The organism is Rehaibacterium terrae (assembly GCF_014202935.1).
GTDB classification, from domain to species: domain Bacteria; phylum Pseudomonadota; class Gammaproteobacteria; order Xanthomonadales; family Xanthomonadaceae; genus Rehaibacterium; species Rehaibacterium terrae.
This window is the reverse complement of sequence record NZ_JACHHX010000005.1, coordinates 47,538-70,142: the sequence shown is the minus strand read 5'-3', so window position 1 is coordinate 70,142 and position 22,605 is coordinate 47,538. Positions and strand designations below refer to the sequence as shown.

Sequence of the window (22,605 nt, the reverse complement as noted above, 5' to 3'; positions counted from 1 at the left end):
CCGCGGTCACTTGGTCAGGATCAGCTTGTCGTTGCGGGTGTGGCGCAGGCGATAGGTCTGCTCGCCGTGGCGGATGACGACCTCGCGCGCCCCACGCAGCAGCTCCAGGCTGCTCAGCTCGCGCTCGCGGGACGGCAAGGCCGGCCGCTCGGACGCAGCGCGCATCGAACCGGCATGGGGTGTTTCGTATACCTGCATGGATCCGCCCTCCGTGATGGACGGATCAAATGATAATGGTTCTCATTCGCATGTCAACGGGTCAGCACCAGCCCGAGGTGATCGGGTAGCGCCGCTCGCGGCCGAAGGCGCGGCGGGAGACCTTCGGGCCCGGTGCCGACTGGCGGCGCTTCCACTCGCTGAGCTTGACCAGCCGCGCGACCCGCTCGACGGTGGCGGCGTCGAAGCCCTGCGCGACGATCTCCTCGCGCGAGCGCTCCTCGTCGACATAGGCGTGCAGGATGGCGTCGAGCAACTCGTAGGGCGGCAGCGAGTCCTGGTCGGTCTGGTGCTCGCGCAGCTCGGCCGAGGGCGCGCGGGCGATCACCGCCTCGGGGATCGCCGGCGAGATGGCGTTGCGCCAGCGGCTGAGCGCGTAGACCTCGGTCTTGTACAGGTCCTTGAGCGGCGCGAAGCCGCCGCACATGTCGCCGTAGATGGTGGCGTAGCCGACCGCGTACTCGCTCTTGTTGCCGGTGGTCAGCAGCAGGTGGCCGAACTTGTTGCTCAGCGCCATCAGCAGCGCACCGCGGCAGCGCGACTGCAGGTTTTCCTCGGTGAGGTCGGGCGCGCGGCCGGCGAACAGCGGGCCCAGTGCGGCGAGGAAGCCCTGGAACGGCGCCTCGATCGGCAGCGTCTCCAGCCGCACGCCGAGCGCGGCGGCCTGCTCGGCGGCGAGGTCGTTGCTGAGGTCGGAGGTGTAGCGCGACGGCAGCCGCACGGCGGTGACGTGGTCGGCGCCGAGCGCATCCACCGCCATCACCAGGGTCAGCGCCGAGTCGATGCCGCCGGACAGGCCGAGCAGCACCGACTGGAAGCCGTTCTTGCGCACGTAGTCGCGGATGCCGGTGACCACGGCGCGGTAGGCCAGCGACTCGCGGCTCTCGTCCTGCTCCTCGGGCCACAGCGTGCGGTGGAAGCGGCGCGCGCCGGGGTGGTAGTCGGCCACCAGCCAGTGCGGCGCGAACGCCTGCGCGGAGGGATGCACGCTGCCGTCGGCATCGACCAGGCAGGCGCCGCCGTCGAACACCAGCTCGTCCTGGCCGCCGATCAGGTTGAGGTAGGCGATGGCCGCACCGGCCTCGCGCGCGCGGCGCTCCAGCAGCGCGTCGCGCTCGGCCGCCTTGTCGCGCTCGAACGGCGAGGCGTTCGGCACCACCACCAGCTCGGCGCCGGCGGCGGCGGTCTGCGCCAGCGGGTCGGCATGCCAGAGGTCCTCGCAGATCACCAGCCCCAGCGGCACGCCCTTCACCTCGAACACGCAGGGGCTGGCACCGCCGCGGGCGAAGTAGCGGCGCTCGTCGAACACCGCGTAGTTCGGCAGTTCGCGTTTGCGGTAGGTGTGCTCGATGCGGCCCGCGCGCAGCACGCTGGCGGCGTTGTAGACCACCGCGCCGGCCGCCTGCGGGTGGCCGACCACGGCCACGATGCCGCGCGCCGCCGCGGCGATCTCGTCCAGCGCCTCCTCGCAGGCGGCGAGGAAGCTCGGCCGCAGCAGCAGGTCCTCGGGCGGGTAGCCGCAGACCGCCAGCTCCGGGAACAGCACCAGATCGGCGCCGTGGCGGTCGCGCGCCTCGGCGATGGCCTCGACGATGCGGCGGGTGTTGCCGGCGACGTCGCCGACGGGAAAGTCGAACTGGGCGAGGGCGAGGCGCAGGGCTTGGTCCATCCGCGCATTATGCGGGCCGGGCGCGCCGGACAGGAGGTGCGGCGGGGCCGGCTCGGCTATAATCCCGCCGCTTTCCTCGACTTCGGGGAGTAGCCCACCCGCCGCGGCGGGGTCGCGCATCAACACACTTGGCGGCAGCCATGGTGCGCGAGGCCGGTCCTCATGGACCGCCCGGGCAAGACCGAAGGCGGGCGTCGCGCCGACCCGGGCCGGGCCGCGCGATGCCGGCCTTCGTGTCGTCCGCGCCCGGCCCCGGAGTCAACATGTCGCTGACCGCCCTGTCCGTTTCCACCCTCGCGGTGGCCGTCGCCGAGATCGGCGACAAGACCCAGCTGCTCGCCCTGGTGCTGGCCGCGCGCTACCGCCGGCCGTGGCCAATCGTCGCCGGCATCCTCGTCGCCACCCTCGCCAACCATGCGCTCGCCGCCTGGGCCGGCGCCTGGGTCGCCACCGCGCTGCCGGAGACACTGGTGCGCTCGGCGGTGGTCGCCTCCTTCCTGCTGGTCGCCGGCTGGGCGCTGATCCCCGACAAACTCGACGAGTCCGAGGCCAGGACGCCGCGCCACGGCGCCTTCATCGCCACCCTGATCGCCTTCTTCCTGGTCGAGATCGGCGACAAGACCCAGGTCGCCACCGTGGTGCTGGCGGCGCGCTACGAGCCGTTGTGGCAGGTGATCGCCGGCACCACCCTCGGCATGCTGCTGGCCAACGCGCCGGTGGTGGCGCTGGGGGCAGGATTCGCTCACCGCCTGCCGCTGAAGCACGCGCGCTGGGCCGCCGCGGCGATCTTCGCCGCGCTGGCGCTGTGGGTGGCGCTGCGGGGGCTGGGCTGATCCGGCCGCCCGGGCACGGGTATGCTGGACACCTTCGGGGGAAGGCTGCCACGCGGCGATGAGCACACTGGGGACTACCGTCAGGGATCTGCAGCGCTCGCTGTTCGAGCGCCCGGACGATCTCATGCTCGACATCGGTGCCGGCGGCGAGCTGCTGCTGGCGCGGCTGCGTGCGGCGATCTCGCTGCTGCTGTTCCTGCTGCCGCTGCTCAACTGGCTCACCGACGGCACCCTGCAGGAGACCCTGGCCGGGCTGACCGGCGTGATTCTCGCCAACGTCCTGGCCCAGGCCTGGCTGGCGCTGGCCAAGCACCGCCGCCGCTACCGCTGGCTGCCGTTCGTCACCAGCGCCTCGGACCTGGGCATGGTCACCCTGGTGCTGGTGCTGCTGCTGCGGATCGATCCGGCCGGCGCGCTCAACAGCATGGTGGTGTTCGCCATCTACCTGCTGGTGATCTTCGTCACCGCGCTGCGCAACGACGGCCGGGTGACCCTGTTCGCCGGCGCGCTGGCGCTGCTGCAGTACGGCGGGCTGGTGCTGTGGACCTTTCTCTCGCAGCCGCCGGACACGCTGCTGTTCTCGCCCGAGTACGGCACCGCCTCGGTGAGCAATCAGGCTCAGCGCGTCGTGCTGCTGGTGGCGACCACGCTGATCACCGCGGTGATCGTCTACCGCATGCAGCGGCTGGTGGCGATGTCCGGCATCGACGGCCTGACCGGCCTGCCCAACCGCGCCCTGCTCGTCCATCGCGTGCCGCAGATGCTGGAGGATGCGCGCGAGGAGGGCGCGCCCATCACGCTGGCGCTGATCGACCTGGACCACTTCAAGCGCATCAACGACGAGCTCGGCCATCTCGCCGGCGACCGCGCGCTGCGCCACGCCGTGCGGTGCCTGCGCGAACCGGCCGAACCGGGCGAGATGATGATCCGCATCGGCGGCGAGCAGTTCGTGCTGCTGCTGCGCCACCCGATGGGCACGGCCTGGGAGCGCGTCGAGGCACTGCGCCGGCGGCTGGCCGACACGCCCTTCGTGCCGGAGGCCGGCGAGGCCCACCGCAGCATGACCTTCAGCGCCGGCCTGGCCAGCTTCCCGCAGGACGGTGCCGATGTCTCCAGCCTGATGCGCCAGGCCGACCTGCGCCTGCGCGCCGCCAAGCGGCTGGGCCGCAACCGCACCGTCGCCCGCGACGAACCGGCCTGAGCCGGGCGGTCCCGGCGCCGCCGCGGCGCGTATTGCCGCCCCCCCGCCCCTGCTCTACCCTGCCCCGACCTTTCCGCCGTCACGCCCGGAACCCCGCATGCTCGACATCCTCTTCGGCCTGCTCGGCCTGACCACCCTGCTGGCCATCGCCTGGCTGTTCTCCGACAACCGGCGCGCGGTCGACTGGCGGCTGGTCGCCACCGGCGTGGGCCTGCAACTGGCGTTCGCCTGCTTCGTGCTGCTCACGCCCTGGGGCGCAGGCGCGTTCGGGGCCCTGAGCTCGGGCTTCGTCAAGCTGCTCGGCTTCACCCAGCAGGGCGCGGCCTTCATCTTCGGGGACTTCGCGCGCTCGGAGAAGGTCGGCTTCGTGTTCGCCTTCCAGGTGCTGCCGACGATCATCTTCTTCGCTGCCTTCATGAGCGTGCTGTACCACCTGGGCGTGATGCAGGCGATCGTCAAGGGCATGGCCTGGGTGATCACCAAGGTGATGAAGGTCTCCGGCGCCGAGACGCTGAGCGTGTGCGCCAACGCCTTCATCGGCCAGACCGAGGCGCCGCTGGTGGTCAAGCCGTACATCGCGAAGATGACCCCGTCCGAGCTGCTCACGCTGATGGTCGGCGGCATGGCGACCATCGCCGGCGGCGTGCTCGGCGCCTACGTGCTGATGCTCGGTGGTCCCGATCCGGCCGCGCAGGCCGAGTACGCCAAGCACCTGATCACCGCCAGCATCATGGCCGCGCCGGCCACGCTGGTGATCGCCAAGATCCTCGCCCCCGAGACCGGCGAGCCGCTCACCCGCGGCCAGGTCCGGATCGAGGTCGAGCAGAACACCGCCAACGTCATCGACGCCGCCGCCGCCGGCGCCGCCGACGGCCTGCGGCTGGCGCTGAACGTCGGCGCCATGCTGCTGGCCTTCATCGCCCTGATCGCGCTGCTCGACGCGCCGATCGCCTGGCTGGGCGAGATCAGCGGCATCAATGCCGCGCTCGGCCGCGAGCTCAACCTGTCCACCCTGTTCGGCTTCGTGCTGGCGCCGATCGCCTGGATCATCGGCGTGCCGTGGTCGGACGCGGTCACGGTCGGCGGCCTGATCGGCACCAAGGTGGTGCTCAACGAATTCGTCGCCTACGTGCAGCTGGCCGAGATCCAGGCCAGCCTCAGCGACAAGTCCCGGCTGATCGCCACCTATGCGCTGTGCGGTTTCGCCAACTTCAGCTCGATCGCGATCCAGCTCGGCGGCATCGGAGGCATCGCGCCGGAGCGGCGCAGCGACCTGGCCCGCTTCGGCCTCAAGGCCGTGCTCGGCGGCACCCTGGCCACCTTCATGACCGCCACCATCGCCGGCGTGCTGACCAGCTACGTGGGCTGAGCATGAGCGCGCAGGTCGCCGTCGTCGGCTCGTACAACCAGGACCACGTCTGGGTCGCCGACCGCCTGCCCGCGCCGGGCGAGACCCGCCTCGGCCGCTACCACACCGGCCCCGGCGGCAAGGGCTTCAACCAGGCGGTGGCCGCCGCCCGGCTCGGCGCGCAGACGCTGTTCATCGGTGCGCTCGGCGAGGATCCCGCCGGCGAGCACGCCATGGACCTGGCCCGCGAGTACCACCTCGCCATGCGCGTGCAGCGACCGCCCGGCGAAGCCACCGGCAGCGCCGCCGTGATCGTCGACGGCCAGGGCCGCAACCAGATCGTGGTCGCGCCCGGCGCCAATGCGGTGCTGTCCGAACGCTTCGTGCGCGGCCAGGCCGAGCAGTTGCGCGCGGCGCACGTGGTGCTGACGCAGCTGGAAGTGAACACCGCCGCCGTCGAGACCGCACTGGCGCTGGCCCGCAGCGCCGGCCGCATCACCATCCTCAATCCTGCCCCGGTCGATGCCGGCGTGAGCGCCATCGCGCTGTCCGACACCGACATCCTCACCCCCAACGAAACCGAATTCGCCGCCGTGCTCGCCGCCCAGCGCGGTGGACCTGTCGCCGGCGAAGGCGTCGCCACGCTCGGCGACGACGAACTGCACGCGCTGTGCCGCAGGCTCGGCGTCCCGACCGTGGTGGTGACGCTGGGCGCGCGCGGCTGCTTCGTCTCGCATGCCGACGGCCAGCTGCGCGGCGACGAGGCGACGCACTACCGCATCGCCGGCGAAGCGGTCGAGGCCATCGACACCACCGGCGCCGGCGACGCCTTCAACGGTGCCCTGGCCGCCGCCCTGGCGCTGCACCCCGGGCGCCCGTTCGCCGACGCCGTGCGCCTCGCCAACCGCTACGCCGCCCTCTCCACCGAACGCCCCGGCGCGGCGCTGGCGATGCCGACCCGGGCGGAGTTCCAGGCGCGTTACGGCGGCTGAGACGGCACGAGCGGCGGGCCCAGACCGCGGTCGCCCGGCGCGTACAATGCGCGCCATGCGCATCGCCCCCCACGTCATCGATCCGCCGCTGGCGCTCGCCCCGATGGCAGGCGTCACCGACAAGCCGTTCCGGATGCTGTGCAAGCGTCTGGGCGCGGGGCTGTGCGTGTCGGAGATGACCACATCCGATCCGCGCTTCTGGCAGACCGCCAAATCGCGGCACCGCATGGACCACGAAGGCGAGCCCGAGCCGGTCAGCGTGCAGATCGCCGGCACCGTGCCCGAGATCATGGCCGAAGCGGCGCGCCACAACGTCGCCCACGGCGCGCAGATCATCGACATCAACATGGGCTGCCCGGCCAAGAAGGTCTGCAATGCCTGGGCCGGCTCGGCGCTGATGCGCGACGAGGCGCTGGTGGCGCGCATCCTGACGGCGGTGGTGAAGGCGGTGGAGGTGCCGGTCACGCTCAAGATCCGCACCGGCTGGGCCGCCGATCAGCGCAACGCGCCGGCCATCGCCCGCATCGCGCAGGACTGCGGCATCGCCGCGCTCGCCATCCATGGCCGCACCCGCGACCAGCACTACACCGGCCAGGCCGAGTACGACACCATCGCCGAGATCAAGGCGGCGCTGTCCATCCCGGTGCTGGCCAACGGCGACATCGACTCGCCGCAGAAGGCCGCCTTCGTGCTGCGCCACACCGGCTGCGACGCGGTGATGGTCGGCCGCGCCGCACAGGGGCGACCGTGGATCTTCCGCGAGATCGCGCACTATCTGGCCACCGGCGAGCAATTGCCGCCACCGTCACTGGCCGAAGTGCGCGATATCCTGCTCGGCCACCTGCAAGCCCTGCACGCCTTCTACGGTGAGCCATCGGGCGTGCGCATCGCCCGCAAGCACCTGGGCTGGTATGCCAGGGACCGCCCGGAAAATTCCGCCTTCCGTGCCGTGGTCAACCGCGCCGAGAGCGCCGACGAGCAACTGCGCCTGACTCGCGACTATTTCGACGCGCTGATCGCCGGCGTGACGCCGCACCTGCCCGCAGCGGCCTGATGACGCGGCGCGAACGCCGCCTGCGCGACACTGGCGCGTCCCGGAATCTGCGACCGGCCGGGGGCAGCATCGAAAAAAGTTCCGGGCCGACGCCGCCATGACCGCCCACACCGACCCGCTCGCCGCCTTCCATCCCGCCGTCGCCGACTGGTTCGGCGCGACCTTCGGCGCGCCGACGCCGGCGCAGGCGCGGGCCTGGCCGGCGATCGCGTCGGGCCGGCACGCGCTGATCGCCGCGCCCACCGGCTCGGGCAAGACGCTGGCGGCCTTCCTCGCCGCCATCGACGCGCTGGTGCGGCGCGGGCTGGCCGGCCCCGGCGACGGCGACCTGTTCGGCCACGCCCTGCCCGACCGCACCTTCGTGGTCTACGTCTCGCCGCTCAAGGCGCTGTCGAACGACGTGCGGATCAACCTCGAGGGCCCGCTGGCCGGCATTCGCGCCGCGCTGGCCGAGCGCGGATTGCCGGAGGTCGAGATCCGCACCATGGTGCGCACCGGCGACACCCCGCCGGGCGAGCGCACGGCGATGCGCAAGCGCCCGCCGCACATCGTGGTCACCACGCCCGAATCGCTGTACGTGCTGCTCGGCTCGGCGTCCGGCCGGCAGATGCTGGCGAGCACCGAAAGCGTGATCGTGGACGAAATCCACGCCCTCGCCGGCAACAAGCGCGGCGCGCACCTGGCACTGTCGCTGGAACGGCTGGAGGCGCTGTGCGGGCGGCGGCTGGTGCGGATCGGGCTGTCGGCGACGCAGAAGCCGATCGAGGAGGTGGCGCGCTATCTGGTGGGGGCGCGGACGCTCGCACACCACCCCCACCCCAACCCTCCCCCTGAGGGGGAGGGAGTCAAGAGCGCGTCTCCCCCTGAGGGGGAGGGAGTCAAGAGCGCGTCTCTCCCTGAGGGGGAGGGAGTCAAGAGCACGTCTCTCCCTGAGGGGGAGGGAGTCAAGAGCGGGGCTCCCGCTGGGGATGAGGGAGTCGAGTGCGTGTCTCTCCCCGTGCGCGATGGAACGGAAAGCCTCGCTTCCGCTCTAAAGCCCTCCCCCTCAGGGGGAGGGTTGGGTGGGGGTGGTGTCGAACCCGACGCCCCTTCCGGCTGCGAGATCGTCGATGTCGGCTACACCCGCCGCCGCGACCTCGCCGTCGAAGTGCCGCCGGCGCCGCTGGAAGCGGTGATGTCGGGCGAGGTCTGGGCGAGCGTGTACGACCGCCTCGCCGCGCTGGCCGGCGAGCACCGCACCACCCTGGTGTTCGTCAACACCCGCCGCATGGCCGAGCGCACCGCGATGCACCTCACCGAGCGGCTCGGCAAGGAGGCGGTCGCCGCCCACCACGGCAGTCTCTCGCGCGAGATCCGCCTCGACGCCGAGCAGCGGCTCAAGCGCGGCGAGCTGAAGGTGCTGGTCGCCACCGCCTCGCTGGAACTGGGCATCGACATCGGCGAGGTCGAGCTGGTCTGCCAGCTCGGTTCGCCGCGCGCCATCGCCGCCTTCCTGCAGCGCATCGGCCGCTCCGGCCACAGCGTCGGCGGCACGCCGAAGGGGCGCATCTTTCCGCTCTCGCGCGACGACCTGGCCGAATGCGTCGCCCTGCTCGACGCGGTGCGCCGCGGCGAGCTGGACACACTGCGCGTCGAGCGGCTGGCGCTCGACGTGCTCGCCCAGCAGATCGTCGCCGAGGTCGCCAGCCGCGACTGGCACGAGGACGACCTCTACCAAACGCTGCGCCGCGCCTGGCCGTACGCCGCGCTGACCCGCGAGCAGTACGGCGAGGTGGTGCGCATGCTCGCCGAGGGCTACAGCCCCCGGCGCGGCCCGCGCGCGGCGCACCTGCACCGCGACGCCGTGCACGGCATGCTGCGCGCCCGTCGTGGCGCGCGGCTGACCGCGCTCACCTCCGGCGGCGCCATCCCCGACACCGCCGACTACGACGTGGTGCTGGAGCCGCAGTCGCAGGTCATCGGCAGCGTGCACGAGGACTTCGCGGTCGAGAGCATGGCCGGCGACGTGTTCCAGCTCGGCAACGCCTCCTACCGCATCCTGCGCGTCGAGCGCGGCAAGCTGCGGGTCGAGGACGCGCAGGGCCTGCCGCCGAGCATTCCGTTCTGGCTCGGCGAGGCGCCGGGCCGCAGCGACGAGCTCTCGTTCGCGTTGTCGCGGCTGCGCGCGGAGATCGCCGCGCGGCTGCATGGCGGCGGCCTGGACATCGCCCGACACTGGCTCGTGCACGAGGTCGGCATCGCCCCCGCCGCCGCCCGGCAACTGGTCGATTACTACGCCGCCGCCGACGCCGCGCTGGGCGTGCTGCCCACGCAGCAGACCCTGGCGATGGAGCGCTTCTTCGACGAATCCGGCGGCACCCAGCTCATCATCCATTCGCCCTACGGCGTGCGCGTCAACCGCGCGTGGGGGCTGGCGCTGCGCAAGCGCTTCTGCCGCAGCTTCAACTTCGAGCTGCAGGCGGCGGCCACCGACGACGCCATCATCCTTTCGCTCTCGACCAGCCACAGCTTCCCGCTCGCCGACGTGGTGAAGTTCCTGCACGCCAACAGCGTGCGTGACGTGCTGGTGCAGGCGCTGCTGGACGCGCCGATGTTCCCGCTGCGCTGGCGCTGGAATGCCACCACCGCGCTGGCGCTGCCGCGCTTTTCCGGCGGCCGGCGCGTGCCACCGCAGATCCAGCGCATGCGTTCGGAGGATCTGCTGGCCACCGTGTTCCCGGATCAGGTCGCCTGCCTGGAGAACATCGTCGGCGAGCGGCAGATTCCCGACCACCCGCTGGTCGCGCAGACCCTGCACGACTGCCTGCACGAGGCGATGGACATCGATGCGCTGGAGGCGCTGTTGCGGCGCATCGACGCCGGCGAGGTGGCGGTCGTCTGCCGCGACCTCACCGAGCCCTCGCCGCTGGCGGCGGAAATCCTCGGCGCCCGCCCCTACGCCTTCCTCGACGACGCCCCGCTGGAGGAGCGCCGCACCCAGGCCGTGCAGAGCCGGCGCTGGGCCGACCCCGAATCGGCCGAGGATCTGGGCCGCCTCGACCCCGGCGCGATCGCGGCGGTGCGCGAGGAGGCCTGGCCCGAGGCCCGCAACGCCGAGGAACTGCACGAGGCGCTGCTGGGCATCGGCTGGCTCACCGCCGAGGAGGCCGCGCGCGGCCCCGGCTGGGAGAAGTGGCTGGCCGAACTCGCCGCCGCGCGGCGCGCGACACGGCTGAGCCCCGCTCCCGCCGGGCGCGGGGTTGGGGCGAGGGTTCGCCGGCCCGCGAACGCCACCACCTCGTCACCCCCTCACACCGACCCTGTCCCGGCGGGAGCGGGAGGAAAGCACGACCTGTGGATCGCCGCCGAACGCCTGCCGCAATTCCTCGCCATCCATCCACGGGCGGCGTGGCAACCGCGCATCGACGCCCCGGCCGAGTACGCGCGGGTCGAATGGACCGCCGAGGACGCCCTGCCCGAACTGCTGCGCGCCCGCCTCACCGGCCTGGGGCCGGTCACGGCCGCCGATCTGGCCGCCTCGATCAGCCTGCCGGTCGCCGACATCGAGCTCGCCCTGCGGCGGCTGGAGCGCGACGGCTACGCCCTGCGCGGCCGCTTCACCCCGGGCGCATCGCCCGCGGGCGCTGATGCGGAAAGTCCGGCCATGGCTGGCCGGACTGCTGCGGAGGGCTCCGCGCCCGAGTGGTGCGAGCGTCACCTGCTCGCGCGCATCCACCGCTACACGCTCGGCCGGCTGCGGCGCGAGATCGAACCGGTGGCGCCGCGCGACTTCATGCGCTTCGTGTTCGAGTGGCAGCGCGTCGCGCCGGGCACGCAGGCGGCCGGCCCGGACGCGCTGGCCGCCGTGCTCGGCCAGCTCGAAGGCTACGAGGCCGCGGCCGGCGCCTGGGAGAGCGAACTGCTACCGCTGCGCGTGGCCGACTACGAGATCGGCTGGCTGGACGAGCTGAGCATGACCGGCCGCGTGGCCTGGACGCGCCTGCGCGCCGCCGCCGGCCACACCGCCGGCACACCGCGCACCGGCAGCGGCCCGGTGCGCGCCACGCCGATCGTGCTGCTGCCGCGCAAGGCGATGCCGCGCTGGACCGCACTCGTCGCCGAACAGGCCGACGGCCTGCCGCTGTCCTCGCGCGCCCGCCGCGTGGCCGACTGGCTGCGCGAGCACGGCGCCTCGTTCTTCGACGAACTGATGGACGGCACCCGCCTGCTGCAGGCCGAGCTGGAGGACGCGCTCGGCGAACTCGTTAGCGCCGGGCAGGTCAACGCCGACGGTTTCGCCGGCCTGCGCGCGCTGCTGGTGCCGTCGAGCGAACGCGACGGCAAACGCCGCAAGCGCGGCCGCCGGCCGGCGCTGTTCGGCATCGCCGACGCCGGCCGCTGGTCGCTGCTGCGGCGCGCGCCGCCCGCCACCGCTGCCGACGCGCGGCAACGGCAGCGGGACGAGGCCGAATCGCTGGAATACATCGTGCGCGTGCTGCTGCGCCGCTACGGCGTGCTCGCCTGGCAACTGCTGCAACGCGAAGCCGACTGGCTGCCACCGTGGCGCGACCTGCGCCGCGCCTGCCAACGCATGGAAGCGCGCGGCGAGCTGCGCGGCGGGCGCTTCATCGCCGGCCTGTCCGGCGAGCAGTTCGCCCTGCCCGAGGCCATCGGCCTGCTGCGCCGCGTGCGCCAGCGCGAACCGGACGGCACCCTGGTCTGCGTCTGCGGCGTCGACCCGCTCAACCTCTCGGGCATCGTCGTCGCCGGCCCGAAGCTGCCGTCGCTGGCCGGCGCGCGCGTGCTCTACCGCGACGGCATGCCGGTCGCCACCCTGGTCGGCGGCGAATTCGCAACCCACGTACCGATGGACGAAGGCGAGGCCTGGGTGGCGAAAAAGGAGCTGCTGCGCGACCATGCCGCGCACCTGCCCGCCGCCGCAGGTCAAGCCGATACACATTGAACGCTGCGGACACCTCACCCCGCGCGACAATCCGCACATTGAGCGCGCCGGAGCACGCCATGACCGACTCCTCCACCGCCACCGACTTCCCCTACATCCACGGCTTCTCGCCGACCGAGCAGGCGCGGCTGGTCAAGCAGGCGCGCATCGCCGAACAGACCATCTACCGCCACATCGACTTCGACGGCGTGCGCCGCCTGCTCGAAGTCGGCTGCGGCGTCGGCGCGCAGACCGAGATCCTGCTGCGCCGCTTCCCCGACCTGCACGTGACCGGCGTGGATCTGTCCGACGCCCAGCTCGAAGCCGCCGCACACAATCTCGCCCGGCACCCCTGGTGCGCCGAGCGCTACACGCTGACGAAGGCCGACGCCACCGATCTGCCGTTCGAGCCACGCAGCTTCGACGGCGCCTTCCTGTGCTGGGTGCTGGAACACGTGCCGCAGCCGGCGCGGGTGCTCAACGAGGTGCGCCGCGTGCTGATGCCGGGCGCGCCGGTATACGTCACCGAGGTGATGAACTCCTCGTTCTTCCTCGACCCCTATTCGCCCAACCTGCTGCGCTACTGGATGGCCTTCAACGACCACCAGTACGACAGCGGCGGCGATCCGTTCGTCGGTGCCAAGCTCGGCAACCTGCTGCTGGCCGGCGGCTTCCGCGACGTCGCCACCGAAATCAAGACCTTCCACTACGACAACCGCCAACCGGACCGGCGCAAGGCGATGATCGCGTTCTGGGAGGAACTGCTGCTGTCCGGCGCCGACCAGCTCATCGCCGCCGGCAAGGTCGACCAGGCCACCGTCGAGGGCATGCGCGCCGAGCTGCACCAGGTGCAGAACGACCCGGACGCGGTGTTCTTCTTCGCCTTCGTGCAGGCGCGGGCGACGGTGTATTGAGGTTGGGGCCGGGAACCGGGAACCGGGAACCGGGAAAACATCGCAACCCGCAAGCTTTTCGGCTACCGGCTACCGGTTACCGACTCTTCCGGCTGCGCCCAGATCCGCCGCCACAGCACATCCAGCGCGCGCCGCTCGCTCCACGGCCAGCGCTGCTGCTCGGGAACGATTTCCTGCCAGTGCGGGTTGCCGCCCTCGGCCACCGCGAAGCGGAAGGTGTAGTCCGGTTCGGCGCCCATGCGCAGATCGCTGAGCACCAGCTTGCCGTCACGCACCTCGGCCTTCATGAAGCCGTGGTTGAACCAGGTCAGCCGGCGCACGGCGGGGAAATGGGCGACCTCGGCCAGCGCCCGGGTGTCGCTCGGGTAATGGCGGAAGCGCATCGGCCCGCGATCGGCCACCAGCGAGCGCTCGCCCTCGACGAAGCCATCCGGCGTCATCGCCACCACCCGCCACAGCAGGGTGTTGAACGGCATCGGCACCGAGAAGCGCGGTGCGTCCGCCAGGCCCAGCGCCGCCAGCGACCGCGCCGCCTCGCGCTCGACCAGCGCCTTGGCGACCAGCGACCAGCCCAGGTAAACGGTGCTGAGCACCACCCCGGCCAGCAGCCAGGTCCGCGCCGCCGGCCGCGCGCCGAGCCAGCATGCCACGATCACGCCGAGCAGCAGCCACAGCGTGTAGCCGAGGTCGATGATGAACAGGCTCGACCACATCGTCGGCCGCAGCGGCAGCGGCCAGAGCAGTTGCGTGCCGTAGACGGTGAAGGCATCGAGCAGCGGATGGGTCAGCAATGCCAGCTGGATCGCCAGCAGCCACGCCCGCGGCGCCTCACGCACCGGCGCCCACACCCGTTTCAGCCACAGCCACAGCAGCCAGCCCAGCGGTGCGAGGACGAGCAACGAGTGCGACGGCCCGCGATGCCAGGTCATGTTGGTCACCGGATCGACGCCGAGCAGGGCCAACGGGATCACGTCGAGGTCGGGCAGCGTGCCGAGCGCCGCGCCCGCCAACAGGGCACGGCGGCGGTGGGCGGCGGGGACGGCGAGCGCGGCGACCGAGGCGCCGAGGACGATCTGGGTCAGTGAATCCATGCCGTGATGGTAGCGGCCCCGGACGGCACCGCCGAGCAACACCGGCTTAACCGGGGCGGATGCATACTCCCGCGACTGCGTGTATCATTTGCCGCCCACGAAATCCTTTCATCCGAATCAAAGGATATAACCCCACGATGAGCAGCTACCTCTTCACCTCCGAATCGGTGTCCGAAGGCCATCCGGACAAGGTCGCCGACCAGATCTCCGACGCCGTGCTCGACGCCATCCTGGCGCAGGACAAGCGCGCGCGTGTGGCCTGTGAAACCATGGTGAAGACGGGCGTGGCCATCGTCGCCGGCGAGATCACCACCTCGGCCTGGGTCGACCTCGAAGACCTGGTGCGCCGGGTGATCCTGGACATCGGCTACGACAGCTCCGACGTCGGTTTCGACGGCGCCACCTGCGGCGTGCTCAACCTGATCGGCAAGCAGTCGCCCGACATCAACCAGGGCGTGGACCGCAAGAAGCCCGAGGAACAGGGCGCCGGCGACCAGGGCCTGATGTTCGGCTATGCCACCAACGAGACCCCGACCTTCATGCCGGCGGCGATCCACCTCTCGCACCGTCTGGTCGAGCAGCAGGCCAAGGTGCGCAAGGCGAAGAAGTCGCCGCTGCCGTGGCTGCGCCCGGACGCCAAGTCGCAGGTCACCCTGCGCTACGAGGACGGCAAGGCCGTCGCCATCGACGCGGTCGTGCTCTCCACTCAGCACGATCCCGGCATCAAGCAGAAGGACCTGATCGAGGCGGTGCGCGAGCACATCCTCAAGCCGGTGCTGCCCGAAAAGTGGCTGCACAAGGGCACCCGCTACCACATCAACCCGACCGGCAAGTTCGTCATCGGCGGGCCCGTGGGCGACTGCGGCCTGACCGGACGCAAGATCATCGTCGACACCTACGGCGGCTGGGCCCGTCACGGCGGCGGCGCGTTCTCCGGCAAGGACCCGTCCAAGGTCGACCGCTCGGCCGCCTATGCCGCGCGCTACGTCGCCAAGAACGTGGTCGCCGCCGGCCTGGCCGACCGCTGCGAGGTGCAGGTGAGCTACGCCATCGGCGTGGCCGAGCCGACCTCGATCTCGGTCACCACCTTCGGCACCGGCAAGATCCCCGACGCACAGATCGAGAAGCTCATCCGCAAGCACTTCGACCTGCGCCCGTACGGCATCATCAAGATGCTCGACCTGGTGCACCCGATGTACCAGGCCACCGCCGCCTACGGCCACTTCGGCCGCAAGCCGTATGAGGTCGCCCTGCCGAACGGCGAAAAGTTCACCGCCTTCTCCTGGGAGAAGACCGACCGCGCCGACGCCCTGCGCGCCGACGCCAAGCTCAAGAAGTAATCCCGCAACACGGCGGGAGGCGCGATGCCTCCCGCCGCGCCTTCGCCGAGGGGCGCTGCGACCGTGCGCAAGGCACGGCCAGGCTCGGCGGGGACGAAGATTCAACGGCGCCCGTTGCCGCCGCGCATCACGCGCATCGCGTCCGCACTGTCCCGCGGGCCCGCCAACGAACGGAGCACACGCCATGAACGCAGTCGTCAAAGATCCCTCCTTCACCGATTACAAGGTCCGCGACATCGCGCTGGCCGAACTCGGCCGCAAGCGCATCCGCATGGCCGAGGAGGAAATGCCCGGCCTGATGCAGATCCGTGCCAAGTACGCACCGCTCAAGCCACTGGCCGGCGTGCGCCTGTCCGGCTCGTTGCACATGACCAAGGAAACGGCGGTCCTCATCGAGACCCTGGTCGCGCTCGGCGCCTCGGTGCGCTGGGCGAGCTGCAACATCTTCTCGACCCAGGACGACGCCGCCGCCGCCATCGCCGCCGCCGGCATCCCGGTGTTCGCCTGGAAGGGCGAGACGCTGGAGGAATACTGGCAGTGCACCCTGGACATGCTCACCCACCCCGGCATGAAAGGCCCGGAGCTGATCGTCGATGACGGCGGCGACGCCACCCTGCTGATCCACAAGGGCGTGGACATGGAGAACGGCGACGACTGGGTCGACCAGCCCGGCGCCAACCACGAGGAGCAGGTGATCAAGGATCTGCTCAAGCGCACGCGTACCGAGCGCCCGGGCTTCTGGAAGACTGTGGCGAAGGACTGGAAGGGCGTCTCCGAGGAGACCACCACCGGCGTGCACCGTCTGTACCAGCTGGCCGAGCAGGGCAAGCTGCTGGTGCCGGCGATCAACGTCAACGACTCGGTCACCAAGAGCAAGTTCGACAACCTCTACGGCTGCCGCGAATCGCTGGCCGACGGCATCAAGCGCGCCACCGACCTGATGATCGCCGGCAAGGTCGCGGTGGTCTGCGGCTACGGCGACGTCGGCAAGGGCTCGGCGCACTCGCTTCGCGGCTTCGGCGCGCGCGTGATCGTCACCGAGATCGACCCGATCAACGCACTGCAGGCGGCGATGGAGGGCTTCGAGGTCAAGACCGTCGAGGACGTGCTGCACGAGGCCGACATCTTCGTCACCACCACCGGCAACAAGGACGTGATCACCCTCGAGCACATGCGCGGGATGAAGAACAACGCGCTGGTCTGCAACATCGGCCACTTCGACAACGAGATCCAGGTCGACCGCCTCAACGCCGAGGTCGCCGCCGGCCGTGCCAGCCGCGAGACCATCAAGCCGCAGGTGGACCGCTACACCTTCAGGGACAGCGGCCGCTCGCTCTACCTGCTGGCCGAGGGCCGGCTGGTGAACCTGGGCTGCGCCCACGGCCACCCGTCGTTCGTGATGTCCAACTCGTTCTCCAACCAGACCCTGGCGCAGATCGACCTGTGGCAGAACCGGGACAAGTACGAGAAGACCGTCTACCGCCTGCCCAAGAAGCTCGACGAGGAAGTCGCCCGCCTGCACCTGGAGCAGATCGGCGTCAAGCTCACCCGCCTCACCCCCGAGCAGGCCGCCTACATCGGCGTGCCGGTGGATGGGCCGTACAAGCCCGAGCATTACCGTTACTGATCGACCCGATGGGCGGCCACTGGCCGCCCATCGCGCTTTGAAACCAACGAAGCCTGAGTGCCATGGATGCGAATGCACTGATCGACCGCCTGTTCGCCCTCTCTTCGCAGATCCGCTACGTCGCCGTGCGCGCGGCGGACGGCGTGACGATGCGCGAGCGCGCCGGCATCGCCGACGCCAGCGCGAGCGAGAGCGACCGCTACGAAGAACTGCTTGTGAACCCGACCCTGCTCACGCTGGTCCGCCAGCGCGGCGACATCGACTGCGGCGGCATGCGCTACGTGCTGATCCGTTACGGCCGCTTCTTCCAGTTCGTCCGCCCTCTCCGCGACGGCCACGTTTCCGTCGCGATCGAAGCCGATGCCGACGTGCTGGCACTGGCCGGCGACCTCGACGCCCTCCTCGACGCACCGCTGTAAGCAGCGTGGACCTCTCGCCGATTACTTTTATTTCATCCGGATAAAGCGATATGTTTCGGTCACGCCACCGCGACGCCGCACGATGACGCCGATCAGCTTCGAATTCTTCCCCCCCAAGACCGACGAACAGCGCGAACAGCTCGACCGCACCGCCGGGAAACTGCGGCGGCACGACCCGAGCTTCGTCTCGGTGACCTTCGGCGCCGGCGGCTCGACGCTGAGCTACACGCCGGAAACGGTGCGCCGCCTGCGTGAGCGATTCGTCCTGGATGCCGCCCCGCACGTGAGCTGCATGGGCGGCAGCCGCGAGGAGATCCGCAAGCTGCTCAAGCTCTACCGCGCCCTCGGCTGCCGCCGCATCCTGGCGCTGCGTGGCGACCTGCCCTCGGGCATGGCGCGCAGCGGCGACTTCCGCTTCGCCGCCGAGCTGGTCGAGTTCATCCGCGCCGAGCACGGCGACTGGTTCCGCATCGAGGTGGCCTGCTATCCGGAGATGCACCCGCAGGCCGAGGATGCCTTCGCCGACCTGCGCCACTTCAAGGCCAAGATGGATGCCGGCGCCGACGCCGCCATCACCCAGTACTTCTACAACGCCGACGCCTACTTCCGCTTCGTCGAGGCAGCGCGCGCCATCGGCGTGACCCAGCCGATCGTGCCCGGCATCATGCCGATCTCCAACTTCGGCCAGATCCGGCGCTTCTCGGAGCAATGCGGCGCCGAGATCCCGCGCTGGTTCCTCAAGCGCATGCAGGCCTACGGCGACGACGTGGACAGCATCCGCGACTTCGCCGCCGACTTCGTCGCCGACCTGTGCCGGCGCCTGGTCGACGGCGGCGCGCCGGAACTGCACTTCTACACCCTCAATCTCGCCCGGCCCACCCAGGCGGTGCTCGCGCGCCTGGGCTGACCGGCGGGCGGCTTCGGGCTAGGCTGGCGCCATGCCCGGGCTCCTGCCGCCGCTGCTCGCGCTCGCGCTCATGCTGCCGGCCACGCCGGCCTCGACGCAGCACCGCCTGAACCGTTGCCTCGGCGCCGACGGCGTCACGATCTACACCGACCGCGCCTGCGCGGATCTCGGCGCGCGCGAGCGCGGCGCGCCGGCGACGCCCGAAGCGCGTGAGGACCCGCTACCAGGCTGCGCCACGACCCCTGCCGAACTGCACGCACGCCTGCGCCTGGCCATCGACGCCGGCGACGTCAATGCGCTGGCCGCGCTGTATCACTGGCCCGGCACCACGCAGCACACCGCCCGCGCGGTGATGGCCGAGCTCGAACGCCTCGCCGCGCAGCCGCTGACGGAACTGGTCGCCGAGCCCGGGCCGGTACCGCCCGTCGCGAGGACCGGGCCCGACCCACCGCCACCGGTTGCGCTGATACTCCAGCAACCCGCCGGCGTCACCCGCTTCGCCGTCGCGCGGCATGCCGGGTGCTGGTGGCTTCGCCACTGAGCGGCGGGCAAGCCTGACCGGAGCGGCCTGGGCGGAGACGTGCGGGTGCGGTCGCGATCCTGGCGTGGACGGCCCGGGCCGCCTTGGCGACCCCACACCTGCCGGCTTGCGCCGGAAGGGCGATGCTTCGATGCTCTGTCCCGGGCTTTGCCCTTCGGCCTGCACGCCGACCCGCACCCCGTTGTCTGTCCGCCGCCCTCCCGACCGGAGCCGCCATGAGTCCTGCCTATCCTCCCTTCATCTGGCACAACGGCGCGATCAAGCCCTGGGCCGAGGCCACCGTGCACGTGATGGCGCACGCGCTGCACTACGGCTCGTCGGTGTTCGAGGGCATCCGCTGCTACGACACGCCGAGCGGGCCGGCGATCTTCCGCCTTACCGACCACATGAAGCGGCTGCGGCTGTCGGCCAAGGTCTACGACATCGCGATGCCGTACACGGTCGAGCAGCTCAAGGCGGCCAGCCGCGAGGTGATCCGCGCCAACGGACTGCGCAACGCCTACCTGCGGCCGATCGCGTTCCGTGGCCTGGGCGGCTTCGGCCTCGGCGCCGACTGCCCGACCGAGGTCGCGGTGGCCGCTTGGGAATGGGGCCCCTACCTCGGCGCCGGCGTGCTGGAAACCGGCATCGATGCCTGCGTGTCGAGCTGGCAGCGCCCGGCGCCGAACACGATCCCGACCGGCGCCAAGGCCGGCGGCAACTACCTGTCCGGCCAACTGATCGCGCGCGAGGCCCGCCGGCTCGGCTTCGGCGAGGGAATCGCCCTCACCGTCGACGGCCTGCTCAGCGAGGGCGCCGGCGAGAACCTGTTCCTGGTCCTGGACGGCCGGCTGCATACCCCGCCGGTCCGCGCCGGCATCCTGCCCGGGATCACCCGCGACACGCTGATCACCCTGGCCCGCAGCGATGGCATCGAGGTGATCGAGTGCGGACTGCCGCGTGAGACTCTGTACTTCGCCGACGAGGTCTTCCTGTGCGGCACCGCCGCCGAGATCACGCCGGTGCGCGCGGTCGATGGCCGGCCGGTCGGCGAAGGCCGCCCCGGCCCGCTCACCCGCCGCCTGCAGGCGCTGTTCTTCGGTCTGTTCGACGGCCGCAGCGAGGACCGCTGGGGCTGGCTGGAGCCGGCCTGAGCCGCCCCGGCCTCAGGCGCCGTCCGGCGACCTGGAGACCTGGAACACCAGCGTCGCCACCGCACCGGTACGGTCCTGGCGCGGCGCGATGCCGACCTGCCAGCCGTAGAGGGTGCAGAGCCGGCTGACGATCGACAGGCCGATGCCGCCGCCCTTGGTGTTGCCCGCCGCCGAGCCGCGGTAGCCGCGCTCGAACAGACGCGCGGCGTCCTCGGCCGAGAGCCCCGGGCCGGTGTCTTCGATCTCGATCCGGTCGGCCGCGACGCGGACCACCACCTCGCCTTCGGCGGTGTACCGGCAGGCGTTGCCGAGCAGGTTGCCCAGGGCCACCGACACCACCGCCTCGGGCGCGTCGATCGTGGCCTCGCGGTCGCCTTCCACGCGGATCGCCACCGGCTTGCCGGCAAGCTGGATGCGGTTGGCCTCGGCCAGCTGTTCGGCGAGCTGGAACAGGTTGGTGCGGCCGCTGCCGCGCTCGTTGCGCGAGAGCATCAGCAGCGCGGTGATCAGGTGGGTGCACTGCTGCTCGGCACGGGCGATGCGTTCGAGCCGCTCGCGCATCTTCGGTGCCAGGTCCGGGTTGGACAGCATCAGCTCGGTGGCGCCGCGGATCACCGCCAGCGGCGTGCGCAGCTCGTGGCTGACGTCGGCGTTGAACTCGCGGTCGCGCTGGACCCGCTCGGTCAGCCGCTCGGCGTACTCGTCGAGCGCGGCGGCCAGCTCGCCGACCTCGTCGTCGGCGAAACGCGGGGCGAGCTTCTCCGGCATCTCGCTGCCGCGGTAGGCGCGGATGCGCGAGACCAGATCGGTCACCGGCCGCATCACCCGCGACGACAGCCACAGCCCGAAGGCCAGCGCCACCGCCGAGAACAGCACGATCGACACCGCCAGGGTGACGTAGAGCTGCTGCTGGTCGAGCGTGCGGCTGCCGTAGCCGTAACGGACGAACACCACCATGTCGTCGTAGCGCTCGACCGCCAGCTTGAAGTGGCCGGCGCGGCCGGGCACCAGCGGGTCCTTGTAGTCGTAGACGCCGGTGGGCAGGTCGCGCCACTCGAACGGAATGCGCGGGCTGTCGGGGCGGAACACCGACATCTCGATGCCCTGCGCGCTGAGCTCGTAGGGCGCGTTCGGGTCGGGATTCTCGCGCTTGAACTCGGCGAAGTTCTGCGCCTCGCGGCGCAGCCAGGACTCGACCAGCTCGTCCTCCATCTCGGCGCGCAGGAACAGCACCGACGCGGCGAACAAGGCCGTCAGGCCGAAGCCCAACAGCAGGAAGGAGACGATGATGCGGCTGCGCAGCCTATGCCGATACTGCATCGGGGTCGGCAATGCGGTAGCCGATGCCGTGACGGGTGTGGATCAGCGGCTTCTCGAACGGCTTGTCGACCGCGGCGCGCAGACCATGGATGTGCACGCGCAGGCTGTCCGAGTCGGGCAGCTCCTCGCCCCACACGCGGGTTTCCAGATCCTGGCGCGTGACCACCGCGGGCGAGGCCTCCATCAGCGCCTGCAGGATCTTGAGCGCGGTCGGATTGAGCTGCAGCAGCTTGCCCTGGCGGCGTACTTCCAGCGTGTCGAGGTTGTACTCGAGATCGGCCACGTGCAGCACGCGCGGCTGGGCCGCCTTGCCGCGGCGGGCGAGCACGTTCAGCCGCGCCTCGACCTCCTGCAGCGCGAAGGGCTTGATCAGGTAGTCGTCGGCGCCGGATTCGAAGCCCTCGAGCTTCTGGTCGAGCGAGTCGCGGGCGGTGAGCATCAGCACCGGGGTCTGCTTGCGCGCGTCCTCGCGCAGCTTGCGGCAGAGTTCCAGGCCATCCATGCCCGGCAGGTTGAGGTCGAGCACGATGGCGTCGAAGTCGTTGACCACGGCCAAGTGCAGGCCGGTGACGCCGTCGGCGGCGAAATCCACCGTATGGCCGCGATCTTCGAGGTAATCGCCCAGGTTGGCGGCGATGTCGCGGTTGTCCTCGATCACCAGGATGCGCATGCGGCGATGGCTCGAAGGGAGATGGGGGGATTCTGCCAGAGCCGCAGGCCGCGGCACAAAGCGGCACAAAGACGGGCGCACAAAGAAAAACGGCCCGGGGAGGCGTGATTGGGGAACGCTCCTCACCCGGGCCGAAAGCTACTGCCCCGATTACCGTAGTCTGTCGGCGCCGAACCTGGGATCTAGGAGGGTCGAACAGAACTCACAGCCCGCGCAGGTTACGCAGCGACCACTTAAAACCCCGTTAAACCCGGTGCATGCTTTCGTTAAGGAACCTCTGATCAATTCAGAGGTTCCGCCGGCCAGGGATGGCCGGCCCGCGGATCAAGCACGCAAGTGCTTGATTCGTCGTAGCCGCGTCCGGACATGCGCCGGACGCGGCGTGGGCTGGCAAGTCCAGGATGGACTC

The 22,605-nt window shown here is 71.0% G+C and carries 18 protein-coding genes, 1 pseudogene and 2 riboswitches; of the genes and pseudogenes, 14 read left to right on the top strand and 5 right to left on the bottom strand.

Translation table 11 applies throughout. The features are described from left to right. Positions 1-6: 6 nt before the first annotated feature. On the bottom strand, positions 7-198 hold the full coding sequence (hemP, locus tag HNQ58_RS04785) for a hemin uptake protein HemP (protein ID WP_183947657.1): 192 nt from the start codon (positions 196-198) through the stop codon (positions 7-9). Between the two features lie 61 nt (positions 199-259). Next, positions 260-1,885, bottom strand: a complete 1,626-nt coding sequence (locus HNQ58_RS04780) for an NAD+ synthase (RefSeq protein WP_183947656.1) — start codon at positions 1,883-1,885, stop codon at positions 260-262. A 72-nt stretch (positions 1,886-1,957) separates the two neighbouring features. After that, positions 1,958-2,058: riboswitch (yybP-ykoY riboswitch) on the top strand. 90 nt (positions 2,059-2,148) lie between these two features. On the opposite strand from HNQ58_RS04780, the gene HNQ58_RS04775 reads away from it, so the two are divergent. The 8 genes and pseudogenes from HNQ58_RS04775 to HNQ58_RS04745 all read left to right on the top strand — a co-directional run bounded on the left by HNQ58_RS04775 (position 2,149) and on the right by HNQ58_RS04745 (position 13,148). Next, entirely contained in the window at positions 2,149-2,718 is a 570-nt protein-coding gene (locus HNQ58_RS04775; protein WP_221301149.1) for a TMEM165/GDT1 family protein, read from the top strand. A 58-nt stretch (positions 2,719-2,776) separates the two neighbouring features. Next, positions 2,777-3,919: a GGDEF domain-containing protein gene (locus HNQ58_RS04770; RefSeq protein ID WP_183947655.1), complete on the top strand. Its 1,143-nt coding sequence runs from the start codon at positions 2,777-2,779 to the stop codon at positions 3,917-3,919. A 97-nt stretch (positions 3,920-4,016) separates the two neighbouring features. Beyond that, positions 4,017-5,288: a NupC/NupG family nucleoside CNT transporter gene (locus tag HNQ58_RS04765; RefSeq protein ID WP_183947654.1), complete on the top strand. Its 1,272-nt coding sequence runs from the start codon at positions 4,017-4,019 to the stop codon at positions 5,286-5,288. Between the two features lie 2 nt (positions 5,289-5,290). Next, positions 5,291-6,259: a ribokinase gene (locus HNQ58_RS04760; RefSeq protein WP_183947653.1), complete on the top strand. Its 969-nt coding sequence runs from the start codon at positions 5,291-5,293 to the stop codon at positions 6,257-6,259. Positions 6,260-6,314: 55 nt separating this feature from the next. Further along, on the top strand, positions 6,315-7,313 hold the full coding sequence (gene dusB / locus HNQ58_RS04755; protein ID WP_183947652.1) for a tRNA dihydrouridine synthase DusB: 999 nt from the start codon (positions 6,315-6,317) through the stop codon (positions 7,311-7,313). Between the two features lie 97 nt (positions 7,314-7,410). Next, a pseudogene (locus tag HNQ58_RS13600) lies at positions 7,411-10,527 on the top strand (DEAD/DEAH box helicase); the annotation flags it as partial. 429 nt (positions 10,528-10,956) lie between these two features. Further along, the gene (locus tag HNQ58_RS13655; RefSeq protein ID WP_425504153.1) at positions 10,957-12,255 is read left to right on the top strand and encodes an Lhr family helicase; all 1,299 of its coding nucleotides are present in this window, start codon (positions 10,957-10,959) and stop codon (positions 12,253-12,255) included. A gap of 59 nt (positions 12,256-12,314) precedes the next feature. After that, a complete protein-coding gene (locus HNQ58_RS04745; RefSeq protein ID WP_183947650.1) occupies positions 12,315-13,148 on the top strand; it encodes a class I SAM-dependent methyltransferase in 834 nt (277 codons plus the stop codon). A gap of 62 nt (positions 13,149-13,210) precedes the next feature. On the opposite strand, the gene HNQ58_RS04740 is transcribed toward HNQ58_RS04745, so the two are convergent. After that, positions 13,211-14,239, bottom strand: a complete 1,029-nt coding sequence (locus HNQ58_RS04740; protein WP_183947649.1) for a metal-dependent hydrolase — start codon at positions 14,237-14,239, stop codon at positions 13,211-13,213. Between the two features lie 137 nt (positions 14,240-14,376). Here HNQ58_RS04740 and metK point away from each other — a divergent pair, with 137 nt between their 5' ends. The 6 genes from metK (at position 14,377) to HNQ58_RS04710 (ending at position 20,206) form a co-directional block, all read left to right on the top strand. Further along, positions 14,377-15,579, top strand: coding sequence for a methionine adenosyltransferase (gene metK / locus HNQ58_RS04735; protein WP_183947648.1), 1,203 nt, complete (start codon positions 14,377-14,379; stop codon positions 15,577-15,579). Positions 15,580-15,620: 41 nt separating this feature from the next. Further along, positions 15,621-15,699, top strand: a riboswitch (S-adenosyl-L-homocysteine riboswitch). Positions 15,700-15,763: 64 nt separating this feature from the next. After that, a complete protein-coding gene (gene ahcY / locus HNQ58_RS04730) occupies positions 15,764-17,206 on the top strand; it encodes an adenosylhomocysteinase (RefSeq protein WP_183947647.1) in 1,443 nt (480 codons plus the stop codon). 62 nt (positions 17,207-17,268) lie between these two features. After that, positions 17,269-17,625, top strand: coding sequence for a hypothetical protein (locus HNQ58_RS04725; protein ID WP_183947646.1), 357 nt, complete (start codon positions 17,269-17,271; stop codon positions 17,623-17,625). A gap of 82 nt (positions 17,626-17,707) precedes the next feature. Beyond that, the gene (metF, locus tag HNQ58_RS04720) at positions 17,708-18,532 is read left to right on the top strand and encodes a methylenetetrahydrofolate reductase [NAD(P)H] (protein ID WP_183947645.1); all 825 of its coding nucleotides are present in this window, start codon (positions 17,708-17,710) and stop codon (positions 18,530-18,532) included. A gap of 31 nt (positions 18,533-18,563) precedes the next feature. After that, entirely contained in the window at positions 18,564-19,073 is a 510-nt protein-coding gene (locus tag HNQ58_RS04715) for a hypothetical protein (RefSeq protein WP_183947644.1), read from the top strand. A 215-nt stretch (positions 19,074-19,288) separates the two neighbouring features. Then, positions 19,289-20,206, top strand: coding sequence for a branched-chain amino acid transaminase (locus HNQ58_RS04710; RefSeq protein WP_183947643.1), 918 nt, complete (start codon positions 19,289-19,291; stop codon positions 20,204-20,206). Between the two features lie 12 nt (positions 20,207-20,218). On the opposite strand, the gene HNQ58_RS04705 is transcribed toward HNQ58_RS04710, so the two are convergent. Together HNQ58_RS04705 and HNQ58_RS04700 are read right to left on the bottom strand one after the other, a co-directional pair. Further along, positions 20,219-21,526 carry a sensor histidine kinase gene (locus tag HNQ58_RS04705; protein ID WP_183947642.1) on the bottom strand — a complete coding sequence of 436 codons (1,308 nt, stop codon included), beginning with the start codon at positions 21,524-21,526 and terminating at the stop codon, positions 20,219-20,221. Then, the gene (locus HNQ58_RS04700; protein ID WP_183947641.1) at positions 21,510-22,196 is read right to left on the bottom strand and encodes a response regulator transcription factor; all 687 of its coding nucleotides are present in this window, start codon (positions 22,194-22,196) and stop codon (positions 21,510-21,512) included. Before HNQ58_RS04700 ends, HNQ58_RS04705 begins: the two co-directional genes overlap by 17 nt. Positions 22,197-22,605 lie beyond the last annotated feature (409 nt).